Annotated in this window: 20 protein-coding genes; 10 read left to right on the plus strand and 10 right to left on the minus strand. The window is 64.6% G+C overall.

Features of this window, described 5'->3' with window-relative positions; all coding sequences use genetic code 11:
* Positions 1-664 precede the first annotated feature (664 nt).
* The 5 genes from QMG61_RS13140 to QMG61_RS13160 all read left to right on the plus strand — a co-directional run bounded on the left by QMG61_RS13140 (position 665) and on the right by QMG61_RS13160 (position 5,400).
* A complete protein-coding gene (locus tag QMG61_RS13140; protein WP_283494777.1) occupies positions 665-994 on the plus strand; it encodes a metal-sensitive transcriptional regulator in 330 nt (109 codons plus the stop codon).
* A 122-nt stretch (positions 995-1,116) separates the two neighbouring features.
* On the plus strand, positions 1,117-1,440 hold the full coding sequence (locus tag QMG61_RS13145; RefSeq protein ID WP_283494778.1) for a heavy-metal-associated domain-containing protein: 324 nt from the start codon (positions 1,117-1,119) through the stop codon (positions 1,438-1,440).
* A complete protein-coding gene (locus QMG61_RS13150; protein WP_283494779.1) occupies positions 1,437-3,704 on the plus strand; it encodes a heavy metal translocating P-type ATPase in 2,268 nt (755 codons plus the stop codon). Before QMG61_RS13145 ends, QMG61_RS13150 begins: the two co-directional genes overlap by 4 nt.
* A 270-nt stretch (positions 3,705-3,974) precedes the next feature.
* Entirely contained in the window at positions 3,975-4,694 is a 720-nt protein-coding gene (locus tag QMG61_RS13155; RefSeq protein ID WP_283494780.1) for a GAF and ANTAR domain-containing protein, read from the plus strand.
* Positions 4,687-5,400, plus strand: coding sequence for a GAF and ANTAR domain-containing protein (locus QMG61_RS13160; protein ID WP_283494781.1), 714 nt, complete (start codon positions 4,687-4,689; stop codon positions 5,398-5,400). The genes QMG61_RS13155 and QMG61_RS13160 overlap by 8 nt, the downstream gene beginning before the upstream one ends.
* A gap of 34 nt (positions 5,401-5,434) precedes the next feature.
* Here QMG61_RS13160 and QMG61_RS13165 read toward each other — a convergent pair whose 3' ends face one another.
* The 5 genes from QMG61_RS13165 to QMG61_RS13185 all read right to left on the minus strand — a co-directional run bounded on the left by QMG61_RS13165 (position 5,435) and on the right by QMG61_RS13185 (position 11,352).
* Positions 5,435-6,817 carry a hypothetical protein gene (locus tag QMG61_RS13165; RefSeq protein ID WP_283494782.1) on the minus strand — a complete coding sequence of 461 codons (1,383 nt, stop codon included), beginning with the start codon at positions 6,815-6,817 and terminating at the stop codon, positions 5,435-5,437.
* 11 nt (positions 6,818-6,828) lie between these two features.
* The gene (locus QMG61_RS13170) at positions 6,829-8,484 is read right to left on the minus strand and encodes a S8 family peptidase (protein ID WP_283494783.1); all 1,656 of its coding nucleotides are present in this window, start codon (positions 8,482-8,484) and stop codon (positions 6,829-6,831) included.
* A 373-nt stretch (positions 8,485-8,857) separates the two neighbouring features.
* Positions 8,858-9,268: a hypothetical protein gene (locus tag QMG61_RS13175; RefSeq protein WP_283494784.1), complete on the minus strand. Its 411-nt coding sequence runs from the start codon at positions 9,266-9,268 to the stop codon at positions 8,858-8,860.
* 114 nt (positions 9,269-9,382) lie between these two features.
* Complete coding sequence (locus tag QMG61_RS13180) at positions 9,383-10,696, minus strand: alpha/beta hydrolase (RefSeq protein ID WP_283494785.1); 1,314 nt, start codon at positions 10,694-10,696, stop codon at positions 9,383-9,385.
* Between the two features lie 233 nt (positions 10,697-10,929).
* The gene (locus QMG61_RS13185) at positions 10,930-11,352 is read right to left on the minus strand and encodes a YkvA family protein (RefSeq protein WP_283494841.1); all 423 of its coding nucleotides are present in this window, start codon (positions 11,350-11,352) and stop codon (positions 10,930-10,932) included.
* A 205-nt stretch (positions 11,353-11,557) separates the two neighbouring features.
* Between QMG61_RS13185 and QMG61_RS13190 the strand changes: the two genes are divergently transcribed.
* The 3 genes from QMG61_RS13190 (at position 11,558) to QMG61_RS13200 (ending at position 15,181) form a co-directional block, all read left to right on the plus strand.
* Positions 11,558-12,889 (plus strand): alpha/beta hydrolase, encoded by a 1,332-nt coding sequence (locus QMG61_RS13190; RefSeq protein WP_283494786.1) that lies wholly within the window; start codon positions 11,558-11,560, stop codon positions 12,887-12,889.
* A 40-nt stretch (positions 12,890-12,929) separates the two neighbouring features.
* Positions 12,930-14,150, plus strand: a complete 1,221-nt coding sequence (locus QMG61_RS13195) for a low temperature requirement protein A (RefSeq protein ID WP_283494787.1) — start codon at positions 12,930-12,932, stop codon at positions 14,148-14,150.
* 221 nt (positions 14,151-14,371) lie between these two features.
* Positions 14,372-15,181: a DUF1206 domain-containing protein gene (locus QMG61_RS13200; protein WP_283494788.1), complete on the plus strand. Its 810-nt coding sequence runs from the start codon at positions 14,372-14,374 to the stop codon at positions 15,179-15,181.
* Here QMG61_RS13200 and QMG61_RS13205 read toward each other — a convergent pair.
* On the minus strand, positions 15,178-15,798 hold the full coding sequence (locus QMG61_RS13205; protein WP_283494789.1) for a phosphatase PAP2 family protein: 621 nt from the start codon (positions 15,796-15,798) through the stop codon (positions 15,178-15,180). The two genes, QMG61_RS13200 and QMG61_RS13205, sit on opposite strands and share 4 nt — an antisense overlap.
* A gap of 157 nt (positions 15,799-15,955) precedes the next feature.
* On the opposite strand from QMG61_RS13205, the gene QMG61_RS13210 reads away from it, so the two are divergent.
* Positions 15,956-16,939 (plus strand): diacylglycerol/lipid kinase family protein, encoded by a 984-nt coding sequence (locus QMG61_RS13210; protein WP_283494790.1) that lies wholly within the window; start codon positions 15,956-15,958, stop codon positions 16,937-16,939.
* Here the strand turns inward: QMG61_RS13210 and QMG61_RS13215 are convergent.
* From QMG61_RS13215 to QMG61_RS13225, 3 genes are all read right to left on the minus strand, one after another.
* A complete protein-coding gene (locus QMG61_RS13215) occupies positions 16,917-17,642 on the minus strand; it encodes a phosphatase PAP2 family protein (RefSeq protein ID WP_283494791.1) in 726 nt (241 codons plus the stop codon). The genes QMG61_RS13210 and QMG61_RS13215 overlap by 23 nt on opposite strands.
* A complete protein-coding gene (locus QMG61_RS13220) occupies positions 17,639-18,490 on the minus strand; it encodes a PPK2 family polyphosphate kinase (protein ID WP_283494792.1) in 852 nt (283 codons plus the stop codon). Before QMG61_RS13220 ends, QMG61_RS13215 begins: the two co-directional genes overlap by 4 nt.
* A 100-nt stretch (positions 18,491-18,590) precedes the next feature.
* Positions 18,591-19,067 carry a hypothetical protein gene (locus QMG61_RS13225; RefSeq protein WP_283494793.1) on the minus strand — a complete coding sequence of 159 codons (477 nt, stop codon included), beginning with the start codon at positions 19,065-19,067 and terminating at the stop codon, positions 18,591-18,593.
* A gap of 175 nt (positions 19,068-19,242) precedes the next feature.
* Here QMG61_RS13225 and QMG61_RS13230 point away from each other — a divergent pair, with 175 nt between their 5' ends.
* Positions 19,243-20,379, plus strand: a complete 1,137-nt coding sequence (locus QMG61_RS13230; protein ID WP_283494794.1) for an FUSC family protein — start codon at positions 19,243-19,245, stop codon at positions 20,377-20,379.
* Here the strand turns inward: QMG61_RS13230 and QMG61_RS13235 are convergent.
* On the minus strand, positions 20,376-21,305 hold the full coding sequence (locus QMG61_RS13235; protein ID WP_283494795.1) for an aldo/keto reductase: 930 nt from the start codon (positions 21,303-21,305) through the stop codon (positions 20,376-20,378). The two genes, QMG61_RS13230 and QMG61_RS13235, sit on opposite strands and share 4 nt — an antisense overlap.
* Positions 21,306-21,358: the final 53 nt, after the last annotated feature.

Below are 21,358 nucleotides of genomic sequence, written 5' to 3' on the forward strand. Positions count from 1 at the left end.
GATGTCGAGGGAAAAACGCGGACGTGAACTGGAGCTGGTTCGTGTCGCTGTGTGTGATCAGATTCGGCTGATGGATAGCGCGGTCAGAGAGGGTGGCCTGGCGGGCGGCAGAATTTGTGCCGATGAGCCATCGGCATGGGGTGCGCTCTCGAGGTCCATGACACGGGCCGGGGTCGCGTGCGTCGTCGCTGCCACAGAGAGCGTGGCCAAGCTTCCGGTGCAGGCAGAGCCCAGAGTGCATCCGACTGGGCACGTTTCGCCGAAGTCTGGTTCAAATGGTGCGTCAGCGCGATCAGCAGAGATAATCGACCCGGAAGGCGAGACCTCCAGTGAATCTGCCGACGTCGTGTTGGCCGTCAGCTCGGAATGGTGCGCAGTGCCCGCGGGACTCAACATTGTGGCGTGAGCACCCGCCAACCCGCTGAGCACGATGGCGAACGCCAGCGCGACAAAGAGCAGCAGGGTGGCGGCGAGCGGGCGACAGGACGAGTTAGTCGCTCTCATGCAGACCCCTCTCGCCTGAGTCGTACTTTCACGACTGTCGTGTGTTGAGTGTAGAGGGCGATCACTCCCCATTCCCTGAGAGGTGACCCCCAGGTGAAACCAGCTGACCCTGTACCATAGGGGGGTATGCGGCTTGAGAGATTCAATGGGAGAAAATGAAATGACAACCGTGAGCGAGACGTCGGTCGGTCCTGACGAGCACAGTGGCCCGCATGGGTACATCTCCAACAAGGACGACTATCTGAAGCGGCTGCGGCGCATCGAAGGCCAGGCGCGCGGGTTGCAGGGCATGGTTAGTGACGACAAATACTGCATCGACATCCTCACCCAGGTGTCGGCCATGACAAGTGCCCTGCAGTCGGTTGCGCTCGGCCTGCTCAATGATCACCTCAGTCACTGCGTCGTTGAGGCCGCGGTCAAGGGTGGTTATGAAGCCGACGCCAAAATCCAGGAAGCATTCGACGCCATCAAGCGTCTCGTTCGCTCATAGCCGAATGCGTTCTCCGCGCGCACCGTTTTAATACCCCATAGGGGTATACTCCAGGTAAGCCCGATCGGGCAGTTGAGAATAGACCTTGGGCACACCCCACGGGTCGAGAGGAAGTACATCTCATGCACGGAACCACTCGCCAAGACCTGGGTCTGACCGACGCATCCTGCGCCTGCGGCACACACTCGCACACGACGGCCGTCAACGCAGCCACACCGAACGAAGAATCGCCCAACACCTTCCAGGTGACCGGAATGACGTGTTCGCACTGCGTCGCAAGCGTGACCAAGGAGTTGGGCAAACTTGCCGGCCCCGAGAACGTGACCGTTTCCCTGGTGCCCGGCGGCGTCTCAGTCGTGACTGTGGCCGGCGCAACGCTCGATCGCTCGGCCGTTGCTGCGGCGATTGACGAAGCGGGTTATGAATTGGTCGCTGAGACCCGATGACGGTCGAACGCGTCGACCTCCTCGTGGGTGGGATGACGTGTGCATCCTGCGCGACACGGATTGAAAAGAAGCTCAACCGGATGCCGGGAGTCGAGGCATCCGTGAATTACGCGACCGAGAAGGCCAGCGTCTATCTGCCGGAGGGCACCTCTCTCGAACAGGCCATCGCCGTCATCGAGGACACCGGCTATTCGGCCGAGAGGCCGCACCCGCCCGAAACGGCGGTCATCGACGCGCCCAGCGAACAGGACCTGGAGGTGGCGGGCCTTCGGCGTCGCCTCATTCTGTCGATCATCCTGACCGTGCCCGTGGCGGCAATGTCGATGATCCCTCCGCTGCAATTCACCAACTGGCAGTGGCTTGCCCTCACCCTGGCTGCTCCGGTCGCGGTGTGGGGCGCATGGCCCTTCCACCGCGCCGCGTGGATCAACCTCCGGCACGGCGCCGCGACCATGGACACACTGATCAGCCTCGGCGTTCTCGCCGCCCTGGGATGGTCACTGTTCGCGCTCTTCTTCGGAACTGCCGGAATACCGGGCATGCGAATGACCTTCAGCCTCACCGCTCACGCTGGGGGGGGAGCGAGCGAAATCTATCTCGAGGTCGCGTCCGCGGTCACCGTGTTCATCCTGGCCGGGCGGTACTTCGAGGCCCGCGCGAAGAAACAGTCCGGCGCAGCGCTCAAGGCGCTCCTCGAACTGGGTGCCAAGGAGACGGCAGTTCTCCGTGACGGCGTCGAGGTCATCGTGCCGACGGCCTCCCTCGTGGTCGGCGACCAGTTTGTCGTGCGCCCGGGCGAGAAGATCTCCACGGATGGTGTCGTCGTCGATGGCGCGTCGGCGATCGACGCGAGCATGCTCACCGGCGAAGCGGTCCCGGTCGAGGTTGGGCCGGGCGACTCCGTGGTGGGTGCAACCCTCAACTCGGGCGGCCGACTCGTGATCCGGGCCACCCAGATCGGTGCGGACACCCAGCTGGCCCAACTCGGGCGCCTGGTCGAACAGGCCCAGACCGGTAAGGCCGACGTACAACGACTTGCCGACCGGGTCTCCGCGATCTTCGTTCCGATCGTGATCGGACTCTCCCTCGCGACCCTCGTCGTGTGGCTCCTGATCGGGGCCAGCCCCGTCGTCGCCTTCACGGCCGCCGTCGCGACCCTGATCATCGCGTGCCCCTGCGCACTCGGACTGGCCACCCCGACGGCCCTGCTCGTCGGAACCGGCCGCGGCGCGCAGCTCGGCATCCTGATCAAGGGCCCGCAGGTCCTCGAATCCACACGCCGCGTCGACACCATCGTGCTCGACAAGACCGGTACCGTCACCACCGGGCGGATGACCCTGGTCGCCACCGTCCCGATGACCGGACTCGACGAGCTGGAACTGCTCCGGTTCGCCGGATCGGCGGAGGCCGGCTCCGAACATCCGATCGCGAAGTCCATTGTCACCGGAGCGCGAGACCGGGTCGGACCACTCCCCGAAGCGGAGTCGTTCGCCTCGGCAGACGGACTCGGCGTCCAGGCCGTTGTCGACGGCCGCGCCGTCGTCGTCGGGCGGCCGCACTGGCTCACCGAACAGTGGGGCATCGCCTTCCCGCCCGAACTCGAGGCGGCGCTCGCCGCCAGCGAGACCAGGGGCGAGACCCCGGTCGCGGTGGCCTGGGACGGAGAGGCTCGCGGCATCCTCGCGGTCGCAGACACCGTCAAGGACACCAGCACCGCGGCAATCGTGGAGTTCCGCCGCCTCGGCCTCACCCCGGTACTCCTGACCGGAGATAACGAGACCGTGGCTCGCAGCGTCGGCGCCGTGATCGGCATCGACGACGTGCGGGCAGGGGTGCTCCCCGCCGAAAAGGCCGAAGTGATCCGCGCGCTGCAGGCAGAGGGCCGGGTCGTGGCGATGGTCGGCGACGGCGTGAACGACGCGGTCGCGCTCGCCACAGCCGACCTCGGCATCGCGATGGGCACCGGCACCGACGTCGCGATCGAGGCGAGTGACCTGACCCTGATTCGCAGTGACCTCATGGCGGCAGCGGATGCGATCCGATTGTCCCGGCGCACACTCGGCACGATCAAGGCGAACCTGTTCTGGGCGTTCGCCTATAACGTGGCCGCGATTCCGCTCGCCATGCTCGGACTGCTCAACCCCTTGATCGCCGGAGCCGCCATGGCGCTGTCATCGGTCTTCGTCGTGAGCAACAGCCTCCGTCTGCGCGGCTTCCGCGCACTGAAGGTCACCGAGCCGACCGCTTTTGTCGGGCGGTCGTGACAGGCACGACTCACTCGGTCGAAAGATAACCGAAAACACCGAAGAGATCGCTCGTGAGAATCCTCAGGAGCGATCTCTTCTGTGTGGGGGCCGTGGAGTTGAATCGCGTCGTTCCCATCCGCCTGAGTGTGCGGATTCGGCGCCGACGCCCCCGGCGTGAATATCCGGGGGACCAGGGGCCTCCCAATCCGGACGTGGCGGAGTAGGTTCGGGATATGACGTGGACAGGTCGGAAAAGGAGAATTAGCAGGAATCGTGGGAGGGATTGCGATGCCTGAACGTTTTGCGGTGGCCGAGGAAGAGTTGACCGCTTTGGCGGGAAATGAGTCACGCCTCTATGAGCCTTTTCTGGGGGTGCTGCCCGTGGACGGGCTGTCCATCTCGACGTTCGGTGATTTTCTCCAGGCGGAAACAATTTCGGCAAGCAACGCCCAAGCGTTTCGACTGGACGAACTGCAATTCGATCTTGGTGAGGGCCCGTGTTGGGACGCACTTGAATCTGGGGTGCCGGTTCTTGAGCCGAATATCCGCGAACGGCCGAACCGGGTATGGCCGGCGTTCTCGGAGGCAATCATCGCCGATGACCTGGGTGCGCTTTTCGCTTTTCCCCTGTCACTGGGACCCTTACGCATCGGGGCGATCGACCTCTACACGAGTCGGCCCAGTCAGCTCAGCGATCTGAATATTCGGCGCACTTCAGACCTCGCGACCATCGTCAGCCGACTGGTGCTCTCTCGAGCGATCAGGCTGTCCCAGAGCGACAGTGAGGGCGAAGCCGACACTCGCAAACAATTTTCTCATCGTGAAGTGCATCAGGCCACCGGGATGGTGCTGTCCCAACTGGGAATTTCTGCCCTCGACGCCCGGCTGGTCATCCAGGGCCATGCCTTCGCCGTTGGCCGATCCATGCAGGAGATCTCAGAGGAGATCATCGACCGGCGATTGAGTTTCGCGGTAAAGGAAAACCGGATCGAGGGGTCTCATGATTGATGAAACAAGAGAGGACCGTTTGATCGACACGTTCGCGACCCTCGCGGACACTCTTGTTGCCGGTTACGACGTCGTGGATCTCTTACAAACATTGGTGGAGAGTTGCGCCAGCCTCTTCGACATTGCGGCGGCCGGCATTCTCCTGGCCGACGAAGACGGCGAGCTCGAAGTCGTCGCCTCGACCAGCGAGGCCAGCCGGCTCGTTGAAGTGATGCAACTGAGCGCTCAGGCGGGCCCGTGCGTGGAGTGCTTCAGCACCGGATCCGTCGTCTCCCTGCCGGACGTGGAGGACAGCCCGCCCGCGTGGCAGCGGTTTCGGGATAGTGCGCGGGAGCAGGGGTTCGCTGCGGTCCATGCGATTCCGTTGCGGCTTCGTGAAACGACAATTGGCACCCTCAACCTGCTGTCCAATATCCCCGGCGCCCTGCGTACGCAGGATGTGCGGGCCGCCCAGGCGCTGGCCGATGTAGCCACGATCGGGATTCTGCAGGAACGCACAGTGCGAGAGAGCAATTCGGTGCGGGAACAACTGACGCTCGCGTTGAACTCCCGAGTCGTGATTGAGCAAGCCAAAGGAGTGCTAGCGCATACTCGCGGAGTCTCGATGGAGGAAGCATTCGCGTTGATCAGGAATCATGCTCGCAGTAACCGCGTGATGTTGTCCGAAGTCGCCCAGGGCCTTGTCGACCAGACCCTCGTTATCTGACGCACGACGCACGACGCACGTGGTGCAGGTCGACTCAACCGGCGGCGATAGCGGCAAGGAGCAGATGGGCCACCTCGGGCCCCGTGATGTCGCTGTGGCCGGAGATCGCCGAATCTGCGCGCAGGTTGTAGACGCGTCCGCGGTGGAGCTGATAGCTGCCATCCGCGTCCAGGAGGTTGTCCCTCTCGGCCTCTGGAGTGAATTGCGCTCCGTTTCGTCCCATTCCTCCGAAACGGTCGTTCTCGTCGCCGAGTCCGGCCGAGTCGCTTCCTGAAATGAGGGAAGCCAGCGGATACGCCACACCCACAGCCTTGTCGTTGCGAGTATGGGTGATGACGATCGGGCCATGCACCAGCCCGGCTGAGACCACTCGGCGGAAGGCTCCATTCCGGCCCTTCCCGTCGAAGTTCTCGGCGAAGCCGTTGTGCGAGAACGCGGCCTGGAGCAGGACGAGCGACCGTGGGGCGAGTGCGGACCCCTCGTTCGGTCCCGCCGTGGCTGCTGTCACCAGCCTGCCGCCGAAGCTGTGGCCGACGAGGTGGATCCGCACGGCCTGGTGGTCCTGTGCGATTTCGCGGAGCAGCGAATTGACGCCCCGTTGACCGACGGTGCCGGCGCGCTGCTTCATGGAATAGAAGGTGGCGTAGTTGAGGAGATTGCTCGCACCCGCCTTGATACCGCTCAGGAAATCTCCCAGGCCGGCCGCACTCCCGACATCGTCCGTGCCCAGTCGAGTGGCTCCGCCGATGGCGTCGAACCCGCTGGGTTCGGCCGCCGGTGGTTCGGCGTCGAGCTCCACCGGTTTCGCCAGTCGATCCATCAGCTCGGAGCCGGAAAGCGAGAAGAACGTGTCCGAGGCATCCTCCGCTTCACCCTCCTTCACCCCGTCGGGGAGGTCACCCTCCCGGAGATCAGCCTCGGGGACAAGGGCCGCGCGAAGCAGGTCCGCGAATTCGCGCTGGGCTTTCGGGCTGTCCTCCAACCGTGGAATCAGGGCCTTGAGAGACTCAATCGACGGTGTCTGCAACGGGTCGTCGAGCAGCAGCTCCAGTTGCTCCAACTGCTGGAGAAGGGCGTCATCCGTGACGGAACTCGCCAGGCCGGCGGCGCCACTGGCGGTCAGCTTCAGGTCGGCGAACTTCTTGGAGGGCCAGAGCAGTCCGAGCACGGTGATGTTCTTCGGGGCGCCGGCGATCCGCCGCGCTTGCAGTTCCGTTCGGAGCTGTGAGAGGAGGCCCTCGTACAGCCCTCGCGCCTCGGCCATGTCGTTGTTCCAGCCGTGAGCGAGCACAAGGAGATCAGTCGTGTTCGAAGCCGCCAGGTGCTTCTTCAGGGCCGTGACCTCGTCTCGGTCGTGCACGTCGCCCGACTTCGTGAACTGCACCTCGAAGTACTCGAACCCCGACTTCTCAACCATTACTTCACCCTTCACACGGATTGGATTGCACGCATCAGGTCGACAAGGCCGTGGCCCTGGAAGTTTCGGTCACGGTTCAGGTCGGTGGCCGTCGACAGGAAGATCTGCTTCACTTCGTCGGTTTTGCCGATGAACTCGTGCCGAACCGAGAGGAACGCGGCGATGACGCCAGACACGTGCGGAGCCGCCATGCTGGTGCCGCTGTCCTCGACATAGTCGCATTCCTGGGTATCAGCCGCCCTCAGTGCCACAGCCTTCGGCGCTCCTGCCGCACAGGACATGATCTTCTCCCCGGGGGCCACCAGGTCAGGCTTGAGGCGGCCGTCGCCGGTCGGGCCCTTCGACGAGAAGTACGACACCCCGTACACGTGCGGCGCCTCCCGGTGCGTCGAGCCAACAGTGATCGCCCGCTCGGCATTTCCCGGGTCGTTGATCGTCAGGTCGAGACCCGCGGCGACGGCGCCCTTCGACAGGTCTCTGTTGTAGCCGTAGCCCGTGTTACCCGCCGCAACCACGACGACCACACCGGACCGCACGAGCAGGTCAACCTCAACACACAACGGACTCTGCCCGCAGGCGAACCATTCGGGTTGGAACTCGTACCCCACACTGAGATTCACACCGTGGATCTGGATGTTCCTGCCGTACGCGTTCACGCGTTGAACCTCCTGAAGCGCGGCGACGATGCGGCTGACGCGTCCGGTCCCCTTCTCATCCAGCACCTTGAGGCTGACAAGTTTGCACTTCGGGGCCATCCCGGTGATGGATGTGAGTTCCAGCGGTACGTAGGTCGTCTCGCCCTCTTCGTCCCGACGCTTCGCCATCGCGTGGATGTGACCCACGATCGGGGTGCCGGTCGTCTTCGATGAGCCGCCGCTGCCGGCCGCGGGGGCGGACCCGCGGGTATAGCTGGCGCCCGCGATGATTCCGGCGACATGCGTACCGTGTCCGAAGTCGTCGACGAGAGCGGTGTCCTGGCCGCCGACGTCGTCCGTTGGGCCGGCACCGGTGAAGTCGTGATGACGCAGTGGCTGTTTCAGTGCGAGGTTCTCGTAGGTCTTGAAGTGCGGATGCCGGGCGTCGATCCCGGAATCCACCACCGCCCAGACGATCCCCTCACCGAACGCAGAGAACGAAACGCGGGCAGCGTCCGCCTTCACCGTGCTGACCGACTTATTGGTGAGCTTCCGCACCTCAAAATCAGGCCAGATCCTAAAGATGGCTCCGCGCTGAACCCTTCTGGGCCCTTCGCGAGGATGCCCGCGGTCGAGCCTCGCCAGCGTGCTGACGACCTGCGGCTCAAGCTGCGCCACCACATACTGATTGCCAACCGGACTGACCGGGTCGATTCCCTGCTGGGCCTTGTCCACGCCAGCCTGCTTGATAGCAGTGTCGATCAGCCTGACCACCTGGTCACGAGCCTCCTCGCGGCCATCGGGATATTCGAGATTGAGGTCGATCATCACGTCGAGGATGGGTGGGCGGTAGCCCTGCTCGGTGCGAGCCGCTTCCAACTCCCGCTTGATCACCTGCAACAGCGGTATCGCGATGGTGGTGCTGTCGAGCACCTCGGGCGTGAACCGCACCCCGCTCGTCGCGTCGGAGTCCGGCAGCGGGCCGGCGGCCTCCTCGTTCGCGGACCCGCTCGGCACTTCGGCGCCGCTCACGGCGCACCCCGCACGAACCCCAGGACGCGGGCCGCAGCAAACGCCACTCCACACGCGGTCAACGTTGCGCCCGTGGCAGTGGTCTGAACCTCGACCTTGCCCATGGCAGTGAATCTAAGCCAGCTGGTGTGGTCGCGCAAGGTCACGGTGGGCGGGTTCACCTGCGCGTCACCGATGGGCTGACCGAAACCGGGACGGTACGCTCGTTTTGAGGGCAGCGGCGTGAGGCTGGGCCGCAACGCTGATTGGAACCCCGGATGAATCTCGTCACGATCCGCACCCTCGTTCAGCACTACGAGCACATCCATACCGCCGTCGGAATCAGCGGAAACCTGCTCTTCGTCGTGGGCAGTCTCCGGGTTCGCGTCGAGGTCTAGCCGATGGCCTTCTTCAACAGTGCGACCAGGTTCTTCTGGTCGGCGGCGGTGAGCTTGGTCACGGCAAAAGAGGTCGGCCAGAGGTTGCCCTCGTCAAGGTTGGCATCCGGCTGAAAACCGATCGTGGCGTAGCGCACCTTGAATTTGGCGGAGCTCTGGAAGAACACAACAACCTTCCCGTCAGCGTTCGCGTACGCAGGCATGCCGTACCACGTCTTCGCCGCCAAGGTCGTGTGCCTCTTGACCAGCTGGTGCAGGGTCTCGGCGAGCTCCGTGTCAGTGCCCGACATTTCGGCAATGGCAGCGAGGCAGGCTTCTTCCAGATCGGCGCCCGCCTTTGCTGCTTTTGCTTCGGCGGCCGCGGCCTTCATCGCAGCCTTTTCCTCTTTGCTGAACGTGTCGCTCATGGGTTGCCCCTTTCAGTGGTCCACCACGGCCTCCACTCTAGGCGGATCCATCTCGACAGAGCGTGCTCCACGCACACGTGCACTGCGGAATGGACCTCTTGGTCACGGCTCGGCTCACCGCGCTGTGGGCGGAGCAAGGCCGAGCTGGGGGTACAACACCTGGAAAGCCTTGTCGAGCCCGTCGGTGAGGGCGGGGAGAACATGCCCTCCGTTCGGTGACTCCCAGTACGTCACCGCCATGCCTGCCTTCTCGGCGGCTGCGGCGAGGAGCCGCTGGCCGGGAATGAAGCCCGTGTCGTCGGACCCCACAGTGAACACCGCGACGGTGCCGGGGTAGTGGTGGCCGGCGAGGAGATTGATCGGTTTCTGCGCGTCATATGCCGCTTGATCGCCGCCAAAGACGTCCCGCAGGGTGGCAGCCTGGATCTCCGAACCGAGGAACTCCTCACCGGAAATGTCGATGACGTTCGACCAGAGGTCCGGGTGTTTGGCCGCGAGGGAGACCGCACACTGGCCGCCGTTGGAATAGCCGGCGATGGTCCAATAACGGCGGTCCTGGATGATGTTGAGGTTCTCCCGGGCCCAGTTCACGACGTCCTGAGTGAGGAAGGTTTCCGCTCGACCGTAGGCCGCGGTATCCAGGCAGAGGGGGTCGAGGCCGGGGTCGCCCAGCTGGTCCGCAACGATCACGATCGGTGCAAGTCCGCCGTGTCGTGCTGCGGCGCGGTCAAGGGTGGCCGCGATGTACTCGGGGTCGGGGTTTCCGGGCTGTCCCATCAACATGACGACGAGAGGTAGGGCAGGGGCATCGGGGACGAGGGCGGCAGGCGGAAGGTAGATTCCGGCCGGCCGCGACGAGAACCCGGAAATCGTGTTTGGGATGACCTGCGTGCCGATGGTACCCGCACTGGGCAGCCCAGCAGGGGGCGTCCAGTTGCGCCACAACGGTCCGGCCGGGTGACTCGCGGTCGGCGCCCCGCTGGGAGGCGTCAGGGCGATCGGTTTCAAGGTGCTGATTCCCAGCAGCGAACCCAGCGTTCGGTCCAGGCCGAAGCCGGCGTTGATGCCGAGTGTGCCCGCAACGAGGAAGAGGACAACCGCGGCCGCCGAAACGCTCCGACGCAACCGTCGCGCTCTCCACAGATTGGCGATTGCCAGGCTGATGCCCGCGCAGGTGGCCGCCAGCCACAGGTAGGTCCCGTGTCCGAGTGACATCCCGAACAGGTTGAAGGTGCGTACCGTGACGAACCAGATCAGGACCGCAACCAGAGCCCCAGCCGACACGGCGATGAGGGTTGTCAGCGCCCAGCGCCGGATCGGCGGGCGCAAGAGCAGGTACACCAGGGCCAGAGCCGAGAGCGTGAACACGACAATGATGACGGGTCCATCCACGATATCGGTCGCCCACAGCGCGTCGAGTCCATCCACCGCATGTCCTCCTTATGCCGGGGTCAGCGTAGCGATGCGTCTTGTCAACAAGGCAGACTCCATGCCGATCCATCTGAGAATCCTCAAAGCTCGGGCCACGCGGGCCGGCCACAAGCGCGGCCCGGCGGTCAACAGCAGGCCGACCAGGAGCTCGGCGTGGAGATCTGGGCAAATGAGGGTCTGTTTTGAGTCGGCGATCGCGGTCGCTGGGTCGAGCTCCGCCGGTTACGCGCTCACCCTCCGGTGCCGGAGGCGGGCAGCCCGGCCAGGCGCAGGACGGCGGCCAGGCCGTTCGGGGTCCCCGGCCAGTGTCTCGTGACGGCGTCGCGCCCCGCCCGCCTGGTCGCGAACCGGAGAGCGATCGCGACCACCAACGCATCATCCGCGTAGCCCAGCACGGGGATGAAGTCCGGGATGAGATCGATGGGGGAGATCAGATAGACCATGAGGATGCCCAACGAGATCCGCACCCCGACCGGCACCGTTCGGTCGGAGGCGAGGCGTTTCAGCAATCTCACCACGTCGGGCGCGAGCCGCAGAAGGTCCGTGAGCGACGCACGGCCCGGATGTTTGCGTTGCTCGAGCCAGAGAATAAGGACGAGCACCAGCCAGACCAGGACCAGGCCGGCAATGACGCTCAGGACCACCTGCCACATCTCCGACACGGCTACGAACCATCGCAGATGTCGAGAATGCAGGAAGTCATCATCGTTCGATTATCCCTCGACACGTGCGGGGGTTCGGTATCCGTGGGTTCGGATGAGTAGTGCCACACTCGGAACACGACCGACCGACTTGTCTGAGTCGGTCCCATGACTTTCGCGCGGATGTCATGACCGGTGGCGACTGCTGGAGGCTTCTGTGGACGAGGACTTGGAGACGTTCGAGGTTCACAGCAGTCCCGAGTCGGTTTCTGAGGAGCCGCGGTTCGAAGGCACCAACGCGGCGCGATTCGCGATTGCCGGCACCCTCGACGAACTGGGGCCTGTGGAGAGCGGCGATTCGTCCATCCTGCTCCCGGGCGCGCTCGATTGGTTCGGATTCAACCCGGCCTTCGCCGAGGGCGCACGACCACTGGTGCAACGACCACTCGACGGGGAGGTTCTCTACCTTGCGGAGATGGTCGAGTCGGGGTGGACTGCCGCGGAGGCCCGCGCAACGGCCTGGCGGGACCTCAACGAACGCGCCGACGCGTCGCCGCGGCTCGCCTTTCTGGTCGCCGGGCTGAGCAGCGCACTCGAGCGCGAGTCGGTCACGGCGGCAGTCAGCCTCCTGGGCACGATGAAGCTTGCGCCGACCGCGGTGCCCGCCGAGATTGTTTTCGCGGTGTGGCAACTGTTGGATGTTGAGGGTCGCGCGCTCACGGAGAGTCCTCTGTTCTGGAGCGACGACGTCGCCGGCCTTGTGCCGTCGGAATGGCGCGGTCTGGCCTGGCGCCAAAGAGTCGAGGAAACGTTGGACAAGGTTCGGACCGTCTGGGAGGCGTCGAGTCTGGACGCCGTCGTGTGGAGCGTGGCCCAGGTGAGGGTGCGCCTGGCCCAGAAGTCTGCCGACCCGATTGTGCGGCAGATCGCCGCCGCGGCGCAGCTGCAGCGCGTCGAGCCGGGCGATTCACCTGAGGAGGAGTCCCCGCGGCCGCGGCCCGGCAGCATTCGCCAGCACACCTCCACGATGGTGCACGGCACACTGGGCTGGAAGGGCGATTGGTGGTACCCGGGCGGCGACTACTTCGAGTATGTGGCGGGACTCCACCGCCACGACCTGTACCGCGGTGGCGGTGAGTTCTCCTGGTCGGGCGCGTTGAGCGAGCGACAGCGCGCGCAGGCCGCCGATCGGCTCGCGCGGTGGATCGATGGTGTCGGGGGAGGACATCTCGATACGGTGTTCGCCCACAGCTACGGCGGCGAGGTGGTGGCGCGCGCGGTGAATGCCGGAACCCTGGTCGATGATGTTGTCTTGCTCAGCGCTCCGATAAACCAGCGGCACCGTGACATGGTGGACCGGGTGAGTCGGGTTATCGACGTCAGGCTCAAAGTGGACATCGTGCTCATCCTGGCGGGTGCCGGGCAATCGATCCCCGACCAGCCGAGTGTCACTCGCTTCATCGTGGATCGCCCCTTCTGGAGCCACAACGCGACGCACAGCCCAAAAGTCTGGGAAGAGGAATCCATCGCGGTGAAGGTCGGCCTATGAGACGGATGACAGCTCGCTCGATGCACGGGAGAATGAGGCCGTGACCCCTCCGACCAAGACGGCACGCGCCGCATTCGGCATCCGTCAGAATCTGCTCCGCCCCGACGATTCGGAGCGCGCCCACCGCGTGGCCTACATCGAGTTGTTCTTTGACCTGATCTTCATCCTCGCGCTGACCCAGCTCTCCCGATACCTCTACGACAATCAGACCCTGGCCGGGGCGCTCGAATCCACTCTTCTCGTGCTCGCCTTCTGGTGGATCTGGATCTACACGACCTGGGCCACAAACTGGCTCGACCCCGTGCGACTTCCCGTGCGGGGCGCGATCATCGGGCTCTCGCTCATCGGCCTCGTGATGAGCACATCCATCTACGAGTCGTTCGGCGACCGGGGACTGGTCTTCGCCCTCTCCTACGTGACCCTGCAGCTCGGGCGAACCGTGTTCATGTTGCTCGCGCTCGCCCCGCACGACCGGGACCTGCACCGCACGCACCTGCGGATACTCGTCTGGCTCACGGTCGCCGGGGTCTTCTGGATTCTCGGCGCCGTTCTTCCACTGGAGTTCCGGCTGCCGCTCTGGGGCATCGCGCTGGCTGTCGAATACCTCTCCGCCGGCCTCGGTTTCCGCGTGCCAGGCCTGGGCAAGGCCACCGCAGAGGACTGGGATATCTCCGGCCCCCACATCGCCGAGCGCAGCGCCCTCTTCGTGATCATCGCGCTCGGGGAGTCGTTCCTGGTCACCGGGTTCGCATTCATCGACAAGTCCATCTCCGTTGACGGCGTGCTCGGCCTGCTCGTCGCCTTTGTCAGTGCGGTGACCATGTGGTGGCTCTACTTCGATCACGGTGAGCGCGTGGGGGCCAATGCCATGGCGTCTTCCGCTGCCCCCGGCCGAATCGCTCGCCTCGCATACACGTACGTGCACGCGATCATCATCGCCGGGATCGTGCTGACCTCCGTCGCCGACAAAGAGGTCTTGAAGCACCCGGATGCCGCCGTCAGCCTGGCCACGGCCATCACGCTCGTGGGTGGGCCGGTTCTCTATCTCGTCGGACTCGTCCTGTTCCGCTGGATCGTCGCTCGGGAGCTGCTCATTTCACATCTGGCCGGGGTCACCGCATTGCTCGTGCTGTTCGGCCTCGCGTTCGCGCTGTCACCGCTCGTGCTGGCGGCGATGACCACGGGGGTGCTCGTGGGCGTCGCCACTTGGGAGACCGTGCTGCGGGTGCGCACGGGCACGGACGAGCCCGACGCCGGCTGATTGGGTCCGGCCCATACTGAGGCGGTCGTCGACGCGGCACGGCTTCCCTGCTTTTTACTGCTCGGTTCGTTCGCCTCGTCGTTCGGCACACCGGGCACGGCCACAGTGGACCTCGCCGAGCCGTCTCCCCGACCGCAGTGCCCGATCGGGCGTATTCGGCCAATCACACTGCTCGCCAACTGGCCGAGTCAGATTCGGTCACACGCCAGTACACTGAGCGCATGAATGATGACTCGGCCAAAAACGTTGCCCGCGCGGCGAAGACGAGCACGCCACTTCGTGCCCTCGCGCGGCTGGGATTCGCCACCAACGGGTTGCTCCACATTCTTATCGGCGGGCTGGCCATCAGCGTCGCGACCGGGGCGGGAAGCGGTTCGGCAGACCAATCCGGTGCGCTCGGGCAGCTTGCGTCGACTCCGGGGGGAGTTTTCCTGCTCTGGACCGTTGTCATCGGTCTCTGTGCCCTCGGCCTGTGGCTACTGGTCGCGGCCTTCCTGATTCAGGGTGGCGACCCCAAGCGCAAATGGGCCCACCGCGGGGTCGAGGTGAGTAAGGGCGTGGTCTACATCGCCCTCGCCTTCACGGCCTTCACCTTTGCCCGTGGAAGTTCAACGGATTCGTCGAGCAGCACGAGCGAAGCCAGCGCGACGCTGATTTCGTCCCCGGGCGGCGTCGTTGTGCTTTTCGTTGGCGGGATCGTCGTGCTCGCCATCGGCGCCTACTTCATTCGGAAGGGCGTGGCCAGGAAATTCACCTCCGACATCTCGGTTCCGCCCGACCCCGCCCGAAAGGTGGTCATCGCCCTCGGCGTCGTGGGCTACGTCGCGAAGGGCATCGCACTCGGCGTCGTGGCAATCCTGCTCATGGTCGCCGCGGTCACCCGGGATCCGAGCAAGTCCACGGGGCTCGACGGGGCCCTGAAGGCCCTGGCCGAGCTGCCCGCCGGCACCGTCATCCTGAGTGCCGTCGGAATCGGTTTGATCGCCTACGGACTGTATTGCTTCGTTCGCGCCTGGCGCGCCCGGCTCTAGACGTTATCGGGTGAACGCCTGCTGCGAAGTGTGCGTTCACCGTCGACCTTTGCGGCCAGCGGCGCCCAAACCACGATCGCGACGCCGATGCCGAGCAGTAATCCGCCGACGGTGTCGCTGAGCCAGTGTGCCCCCAGGTAGGTGCGGCTGACCATCATGACAGCCGTATAGATCGATCCTGCTATCCAGACCCAGAGCCCCGGGAAAAGGATCGACAGGATCACGGCCATGGCCGCCGCATTGGCGACGTGGCCGGACGGAAACGACCCGAAATCGACGTTGACCATGAGTGCCTCCGGCCGTGCCCGCCCGAACAGATGCTTGAGGAGTTGCACGCTGCCACCGGTGAGCATGGTGGCCGCCAGGTAGTACCCGGCGGCCCAGGGGCGCTTCAGCAGCAGCAAGGCGGCGACGAGCAGCACGGGCACGATGAAGGTCGCGATCACACCTCCACCGAGATTGTTCATGATCAGGGAGAGGAACTCCCAGACCGGCGCACGATTCTCGATCACCTCGGTCATCCATTGGGTGTCGATGGTCAGCGGCAGGCCCTTGTCGCGCACCACGATGAGAGCGCCCAACGTGAAGGCGAGACCCACGACGGCGAGTCCGCTCACCAACGGCCATCGACGGGCTACGCGTTTCGCGCGCCGCGTGGCAACGAAATCCGGTTTGCCAGGGGATATCATCCGCCAATGATAGATCCAACGAGTCGTATAGTAGCTTCACGGCAGGCAGCCGACCTCATTCTCAATGACGAAGAGAAATGGACCGATGACCCCCAAGAACCCTGTGGCTGCGCCACACACGCACACCGCTGCCGTGATCTACAACCCGATCAAGGTTGACCTCGACGCGATCAAGGCTGCAGTCGCCACAGAGGAGGCCGCAGCCGGCTGGAGAGCAACGCAATTCTTCCCCACATCCGTCGATGATCCGGGGCAGGGCGCGGCGCAGGAGGCGTTGGACGCCGGGGTAGACCTGGTCATCGTGGCGGGAGGCGACGGCACGGTACGCGCCGTCGCGGAGATTGTGCACGAAAGCGCGGCGAGTCTTGCTCTTCTGCCCTCCGGCACAGGCAATCTGTTCGCCCGCAATCTGGAACTCACCCTGGACGATGTGGAGGATGCGATCCGTACCGCGTTCACCGGGGTGAAACGCCCGGTCGACCTCGGCCTGATCGAGATCCGTCACGGCGACGGGTCGCTCACCAAGCACGCCTTCCTGGTCATGGCCGGGCTCGGACTCGACGCGAAAATGCTCGCCAACACCGACGAGGAACTCAAGAAAAAGGTGGGCTGGCTCGCCTACGTGAGTGCGATCGTGAAGGCGCTCCTGGACAAGAGTGAACTGCGCGTGCGGTACCGACTCGACGGCGGGCGGGTCAAATCCGTGCGCGCGCACACCATCATCATCGGCAATTGCGGATCGTTGCAGGCGAACGTTTTGCTGCTTCCGGACGCCGCCGTGGACGACGGGTTCTTTGACATTGCCGTTCTGCGCCCGGATGGACCGTTCGGCTGGGTGCAGATTGCGGCCAAGGTGTTTTGGGAGAACGGGGTGCTTCGCCGCACCAAACTCGGCAGCAAAGTACCGACCAAGGACGTGCACGCGCTCAACTACGTGAAGGCCGCAGAGATCACCATGCGTCTCAGCGGCGCCGAGGAGATCGAACTCGACGGTGACGGCCTCGGAGACGCGACGGCGATCAAGGCCAGGCTCAAGCCGGCCGGCCTCAACGTGATGGTGCCTCGCTGACACGCACCGTGTGATGCGTGTCGAGGGCTATCACCGCGCCCAGAATGATCAGCGACAGGGACACGGAGGCCAGGGCGTCCGTTGCCCAGTGATATCCGAGGTAGACCCGGCTGACCGCCGCGGCCACGATGAGCAGCCCGACCAGGACGAAGACCGCCGCACGTGCGCGCGGGTTTCTCCGGCGGGAAAACACCAAATACGTCAACAGCAGCAAGAAGTTACAGGCGCCGAGCACATGGCCGGACGGGAACGAAAACGTCGTGTCCGTTCCGAACAGCATGAGGTCTGTCGGCGGGCGATCTCGCCCAACCGCACGGGTGATGATCTGCGCGAGGATCACGCCCGTCAAGGTGCCGGCCGCCAGCAGCAGCGGCCGCCAGACGTGTTTGGCGACGATGCCCCAGACCACGACGACGACAAGGATGATCAGGGGCAGCGCGACGGGACCGAACGCGATCGCGAGCCCGATCATGATGCCCGTGAGGACATCCGTTCTGCCGCCATTCAGCCAGGCCTGGATCGGCGCGTCGATGGTGGTCGGTGCGTCGTTGAGCAGGACGCCCCGCAGGATCACGGCGAAAGCGAGAACACCTACACCGCCCAGAACCGCGGCGGTGAGGTACAGGTTTCTCTTCGCCGGGGCGGACAGGACCCGCACCTCGGTCAGGTATTTCTCGTTCAGGTTCCGGAGTGTGGTGCTCATGTGCCGGCCACTCGCATCCGCTCGGCGGCCAGGTCGTAATCCGGCTGGGGCCAGTCCAGATTCATCTCCTGCAGCTTCTCGAGGATGATCTGCTGCACGGCCAGTCGCGAGTACCACTTGTGGTCAGCGGGCACGACGTGCCAGGGGGCGTGCTCGGTCGAGGTTCGATCGATGGCGATCTGGTACGCCTCTTGAAGCTGACGCCACAGCTCGCGGTCGTCGACGTCGCTCGGGTTGTACTTCCATAGCTTTGAGGGCCGGTGGAGCCGGGCGACCAGTCGCCGCTTCTGTTCCTCTTCGCTCATCTGGAGCATCACCTTGATGATCGTGGTTCCGTTGTCGGTGGCTTGTCGTTCAAAGGTGTTGATCTGGCCGTATCGCCGGTCGAGCGTCTTCGGGTCGGCAAGGTGACGCACCCGGGCGGCGAGCACGTCTTCGTAGTGGGAGCGATCAAAGACGCTCACCATGCCCGGCTCGGGGAGCCTCTTGCGCACCCGCCAGAGGAATCCGTGCTTCTTCTCCTCAGGGGAGGGCGCCTTGAAGCCGTGCACAACCACGCCGGAGGCGCTCATCCCGGCGAGCGAGTGGGTGACGATCCCGCCCTTACCGGAGGTGTCCATTCCCTGCAGGACAATCAGCAGCGAGCGCTTGCCACCGACGGTGCTGTCGGCGAAGAGCTTGCCCTGCAGCTCGCCCAGGGCGTCCTTCTGCTTCAGCCGGAGGGCCTTGCCCGACCGTTTGGTGGCGTCGATTCCGGGTGTCGACCCTGGGTCGACATCCTTCAGCTGGAATCCGGGCTCCACCCGATGCAATTCGCTGGGCTTCTCTGACCATGCTGTCTTCGGCATGAGTAGATGCTAGTGGGTTCGTGCTCCGAAAGGGGAGGCCGTGTCAACCGGCTGTGCGGTCATGCTGCATCGGAAACCGCATGGGCTGTCGTTGAAGAGCTCAGCCCCGCCTCACGATCAGGAAGTCGTTCAGCCTCATCCAACCGTCCGGGACCTGGTCCGCACCCCCGAGGAACCGGGCTGCTCCGTAGGCGCTGACCGGGACTCGGGCGGGGACGGAGCCCTGGCCGCTGATCGAGACCTCAAGTCGATTGACCGGTCCGCAGGTATAGCCCACGATGTGTTGAGGTTCGGCCAAGAGAATCAGGCAGATCTGTGCCGATTTTGAGGTGCCAACGAAATAGCTGATGCCTGCCTCGAGGCCAACCAGCCGGCTGGAATCCCCGACGAGGTCGCCGGGGCCTTCGAGGTCGAGATCGGCGGGTAAGGCGTCCTCCGCCGTTCGGTCTGTTGCCAGGAACGCCAGCACCTGCGGCGTCGGGTCGCCATGCGCGCATCCGCTGAGCGTCACAGTGGCCGCGGACAGTAGTAGTGCCAGCACCGCGCCCCACGTACCAGTTCTGTTCCGTACCGTCATGCGATTCCCCCTCGCAACGCCATTGACCGTTCCTTCACCCTATCGGCCGGTCGTCGACGTCAGGCCCTGTGGTGAGGAAGGCACGTGCGCCAAAAAATACCGGCAGATTGCAGCGTTCGGCAGTACATTAATGGACACCGGGTGCCCGTGGGCGCTGCGATCGAACGGAACAACAATGACAGGCATCACCCTGGCGCCAGTGAAAAGAACGGCGTGGCGGTTGAAATCCCAGATAACCCGGTCGCGCATGCTGCAGTCGGCCAAAGCCGCCGTCGCGGTTGGCATTGCCTGGACCGTCGCGCCGTACTTGCCAGGAGTGGCCGACGATTACCCCTACTACGCGCCGCTCGGCGCCCTCGTGAGTATGTATCCCACGCTCATGGGTTCGCTGAGGAATGCCCTGCAAACCCTCGGAAGTCTTGCAGTCGGGATTCTGCTCGCCGCGGCAGTGATCGTGCTCAGCGAGCCGAATGTGGCGACCATCTCGCTCGCCGTCGGGCTGGGCGCACTGATCGCTGCCACCGGGTGGTTCGGCGCAAACCGCGAATTCATTCCGGTCACGGCGCTGTTCGTGCTCATCGTCGGCGGCCCCAATGCCGACGCGTATTCGATCGGATACCTCGAACAAATCAGCCTCGGCATTGTGATCGGGCTCCTGGTCAACATGCTGATCTTTCCCGCGCTGAGCCTCGATGCCGTGGACCGGCATCTATCGAACTATCGCGTGGTGCTGGCGGATCATCTGTCCGAGATCGCCGAAGCCCTGGTCGAGAGCTGGCCACCGGAGCAAGATGGCTGGGCATCCCGCAATGACGCCCTCGTCGGGGTTTCCCGTGACGTGCGGGCAGCGTTGCGCCACGCCGACGACAGCCGAAAGGTCAATCCGCGGGCAATAACCCACCGCCGAGATCTGAGTGCTGACTTCGAGGACCTCGCCGCCCTCGAAACCGTCACGTTTCACGTGCGAGATCTCACTGATGTCCTTGCCGGGGCGGTGTGGGGCACCCCGTTCGAGGTCGAGCTGAGACCGGAGTTGCGCCCCTCGTTGAGCCTGGCCCTGGACGCGGTGGCCGTGATGCTCCGGGACTGGGGTCAGGGAGCGATGGAACTGACGGCGTATTCCGCTGCAGTGGACAAGGCCGCAGCCCTGATGACCGAACTGGACGAACGGCGGGACTCCGCGCCGGTGACAGCCATGGGAGCCGCGACGGCCATCGCAATGGATATCGCCCGCATCCTCGCAGCCGTGCGCCCCCGGTCCGACGTTCCACCGACTCGTGCTGCTTCTGCTCCAGAACCCGGGACCGGCTAGGGGAGTACGTGACCTGCGGCCGTGAACAGGCGGTACCACTCCGGGCGGGTGAGAGGGACATCGGCGCCGGCTGCGGCCTCCGTGAGGTGTGAGATGTTCGTGGTGCCGAGCACAACCTGGATATTGGCGGGGTGCCGAAGGATCCAGGCGACGGCGATTGCCGCGGGAGCCACGTCGTACTGCACCGCGAGCTCGTCAATGGCCAAGTTGAGAGCCGAGTACATCGCCCGATCACCGAGGAAGATCCCGTCGAAGAAACCCTTCTGGAACGGCGACCACGCCTGAAGGGTGATGCCGTTGAGCCGCGAGTAGTCGATGATGCCGTTGCCGCGGTCGACGGACTGCTCGAGGCCGGCCATGTTGGCCGACATGCCCGCGGTGATCATCGGCGCGTGGGTGAGGCTGAGTTGCACCTGGTTCACGACGAGGGGCTGGGTCACGGAGCTCTTGAGCAGCTCGATCTGCCCCGGGGTGTGGTTGGAGACACCGAAATGGCGCACCTTTCCGGAGCTCTGCAACGCATCGAACGCCGCAGCCACCTCGTCGGGCTCCACGAGCGCATCGGGGCGGTGCAGCAGCAGGAGATCGAGGTAATCGGTCTGCAGGGCGGCAAGGGACTCGTCTGCGGAGCGCAGAATGTGTTCCGTGGAGAAATCCCAGAATCCCGGGCGAATGCCGACCTTGGACTGAATCGTGACGGCCGCGCGCTCCGCGGCCGAGAATGTCACGGCGTCACCGAAGCGCTTCTCGCACTCGTGGGTCTCGGTTCCGTAGATGTCGGCATGGTCGAAGAAGTTGATGCCGGCGTCCCGGGCGGCGCTCACCAGGGAGTGGATGTCGCCATCCGTCATCGCGGAGATTCTCATCAGACCCAGGATGACGCTGGATGCTTCGAGGTTCGTGTTCGGCAGGGTCTGCGATTTCATGCTTCTATCCTGCGGGATGTTCCCGGCTCCGGGGAATCTCCTCCGACCAGGAA

Origin of the sequence: Cryobacterium sp. PH31-AA6 (genome assembly GCF_030063195.1) — a bacterium.
Lineage (GTDB): Bacteria > Actinomycetota > Actinomycetes > Actinomycetales > Microbacteriaceae > Cryobacterium.

Excerpts from the sequence above, each read along its gene's own strand:
- QMG61_RS13140 (WP_283494777.1), top strand. The coding sequence starts at position 665 with ATGACAACCGTGAGCGAGACGTCGGTCGGTCCTGACGAGCACAGTGGC.
- QMG61_RS13145 (WP_283494778.1), top strand. The coding sequence starts at position 1,117 with ATGCACGGAACCACTCGCCAAGACCTGGGTCTGACCGACGCATCCTGC.
- QMG61_RS13150 (WP_283494779.1), top strand. The coding sequence starts at position 1,437 with ATGACGGTCGAACGCGTCGACCTCCTCGTGGGTGGGATGACGTGTGCA.
- QMG61_RS13155 (WP_283494780.1), top strand. The coding sequence starts at position 3,975 with ATGCCTGAACGTTTTGCGGTGGCCGAGGAAGAGTTGACCGCTTTGGCG.
- QMG61_RS13160 (WP_283494781.1), top strand. The coding sequence starts at position 4,687 with ATGATTGATGAAACAAGAGAGGACCGTTTGATCGACACGTTCGCGACC.
- QMG61_RS13165 (WP_283494782.1), bottom strand. The coding sequence starts at position 6,817 with ATGGTTGAGAAGTCGGGGTTCGAGTACTTCGAGGTGCAGTTCACGAAG.
- QMG61_RS13175 (WP_283494784.1), bottom strand. The coding sequence starts at position 9,268 with ATGAGCGACACGTTCAGCAAAGAGGAAAAGGCTGCGATGAAGGCCGCG.
- QMG61_RS13185 (WP_283494841.1), bottom strand. The coding sequence starts at position 11,352 with ATGTGGCAGGTGGTCCTGAGCGTCATTGCCGGCCTGGTCCTGGTCTGG.
- QMG61_RS13200 (WP_283494788.1), top strand. The coding sequence starts at position 14,372 with ATGAATGATGACTCGGCCAAAAACGTTGCCCGCGCGGCGAAGACGAGC.
- QMG61_RS13210 (WP_283494790.1), top strand. The coding sequence starts at position 15,956 with ATGACCCCCAAGAACCCTGTGGCTGCGCCACACACGCACACCGCTGCC.
- QMG61_RS13215 (WP_283494791.1), bottom strand. The coding sequence starts at position 17,642 with ATGAGCACCACACTCCGGAACCTGAACGAGAAATACCTGACCGAGGTG.
- QMG61_RS13220 (WP_283494792.1), bottom strand. The coding sequence starts at position 18,490 with ATGCCGAAGACAGCATGGTCAGAGAAGCCCAGCGAATTGCATCGGGTG.
- QMG61_RS13225 (WP_283494793.1), bottom strand. The coding sequence starts at position 19,067 with ATGACGGTACGGAACAGAACTGGTACGTGGGGCGCGGTGCTGGCACTA.
- QMG61_RS13230 (WP_283494794.1), top strand. The coding sequence starts at position 19,243 with ATGACAGGCATCACCCTGGCGCCAGTGAAAAGAACGGCGTGGCGGTTG.
- QMG61_RS13235 (WP_283494795.1), bottom strand. The coding sequence starts at position 21,305 with ATGAAATCGCAGACCCTGCCGAACACGAACCTCGAAGCATCCAGCGTC.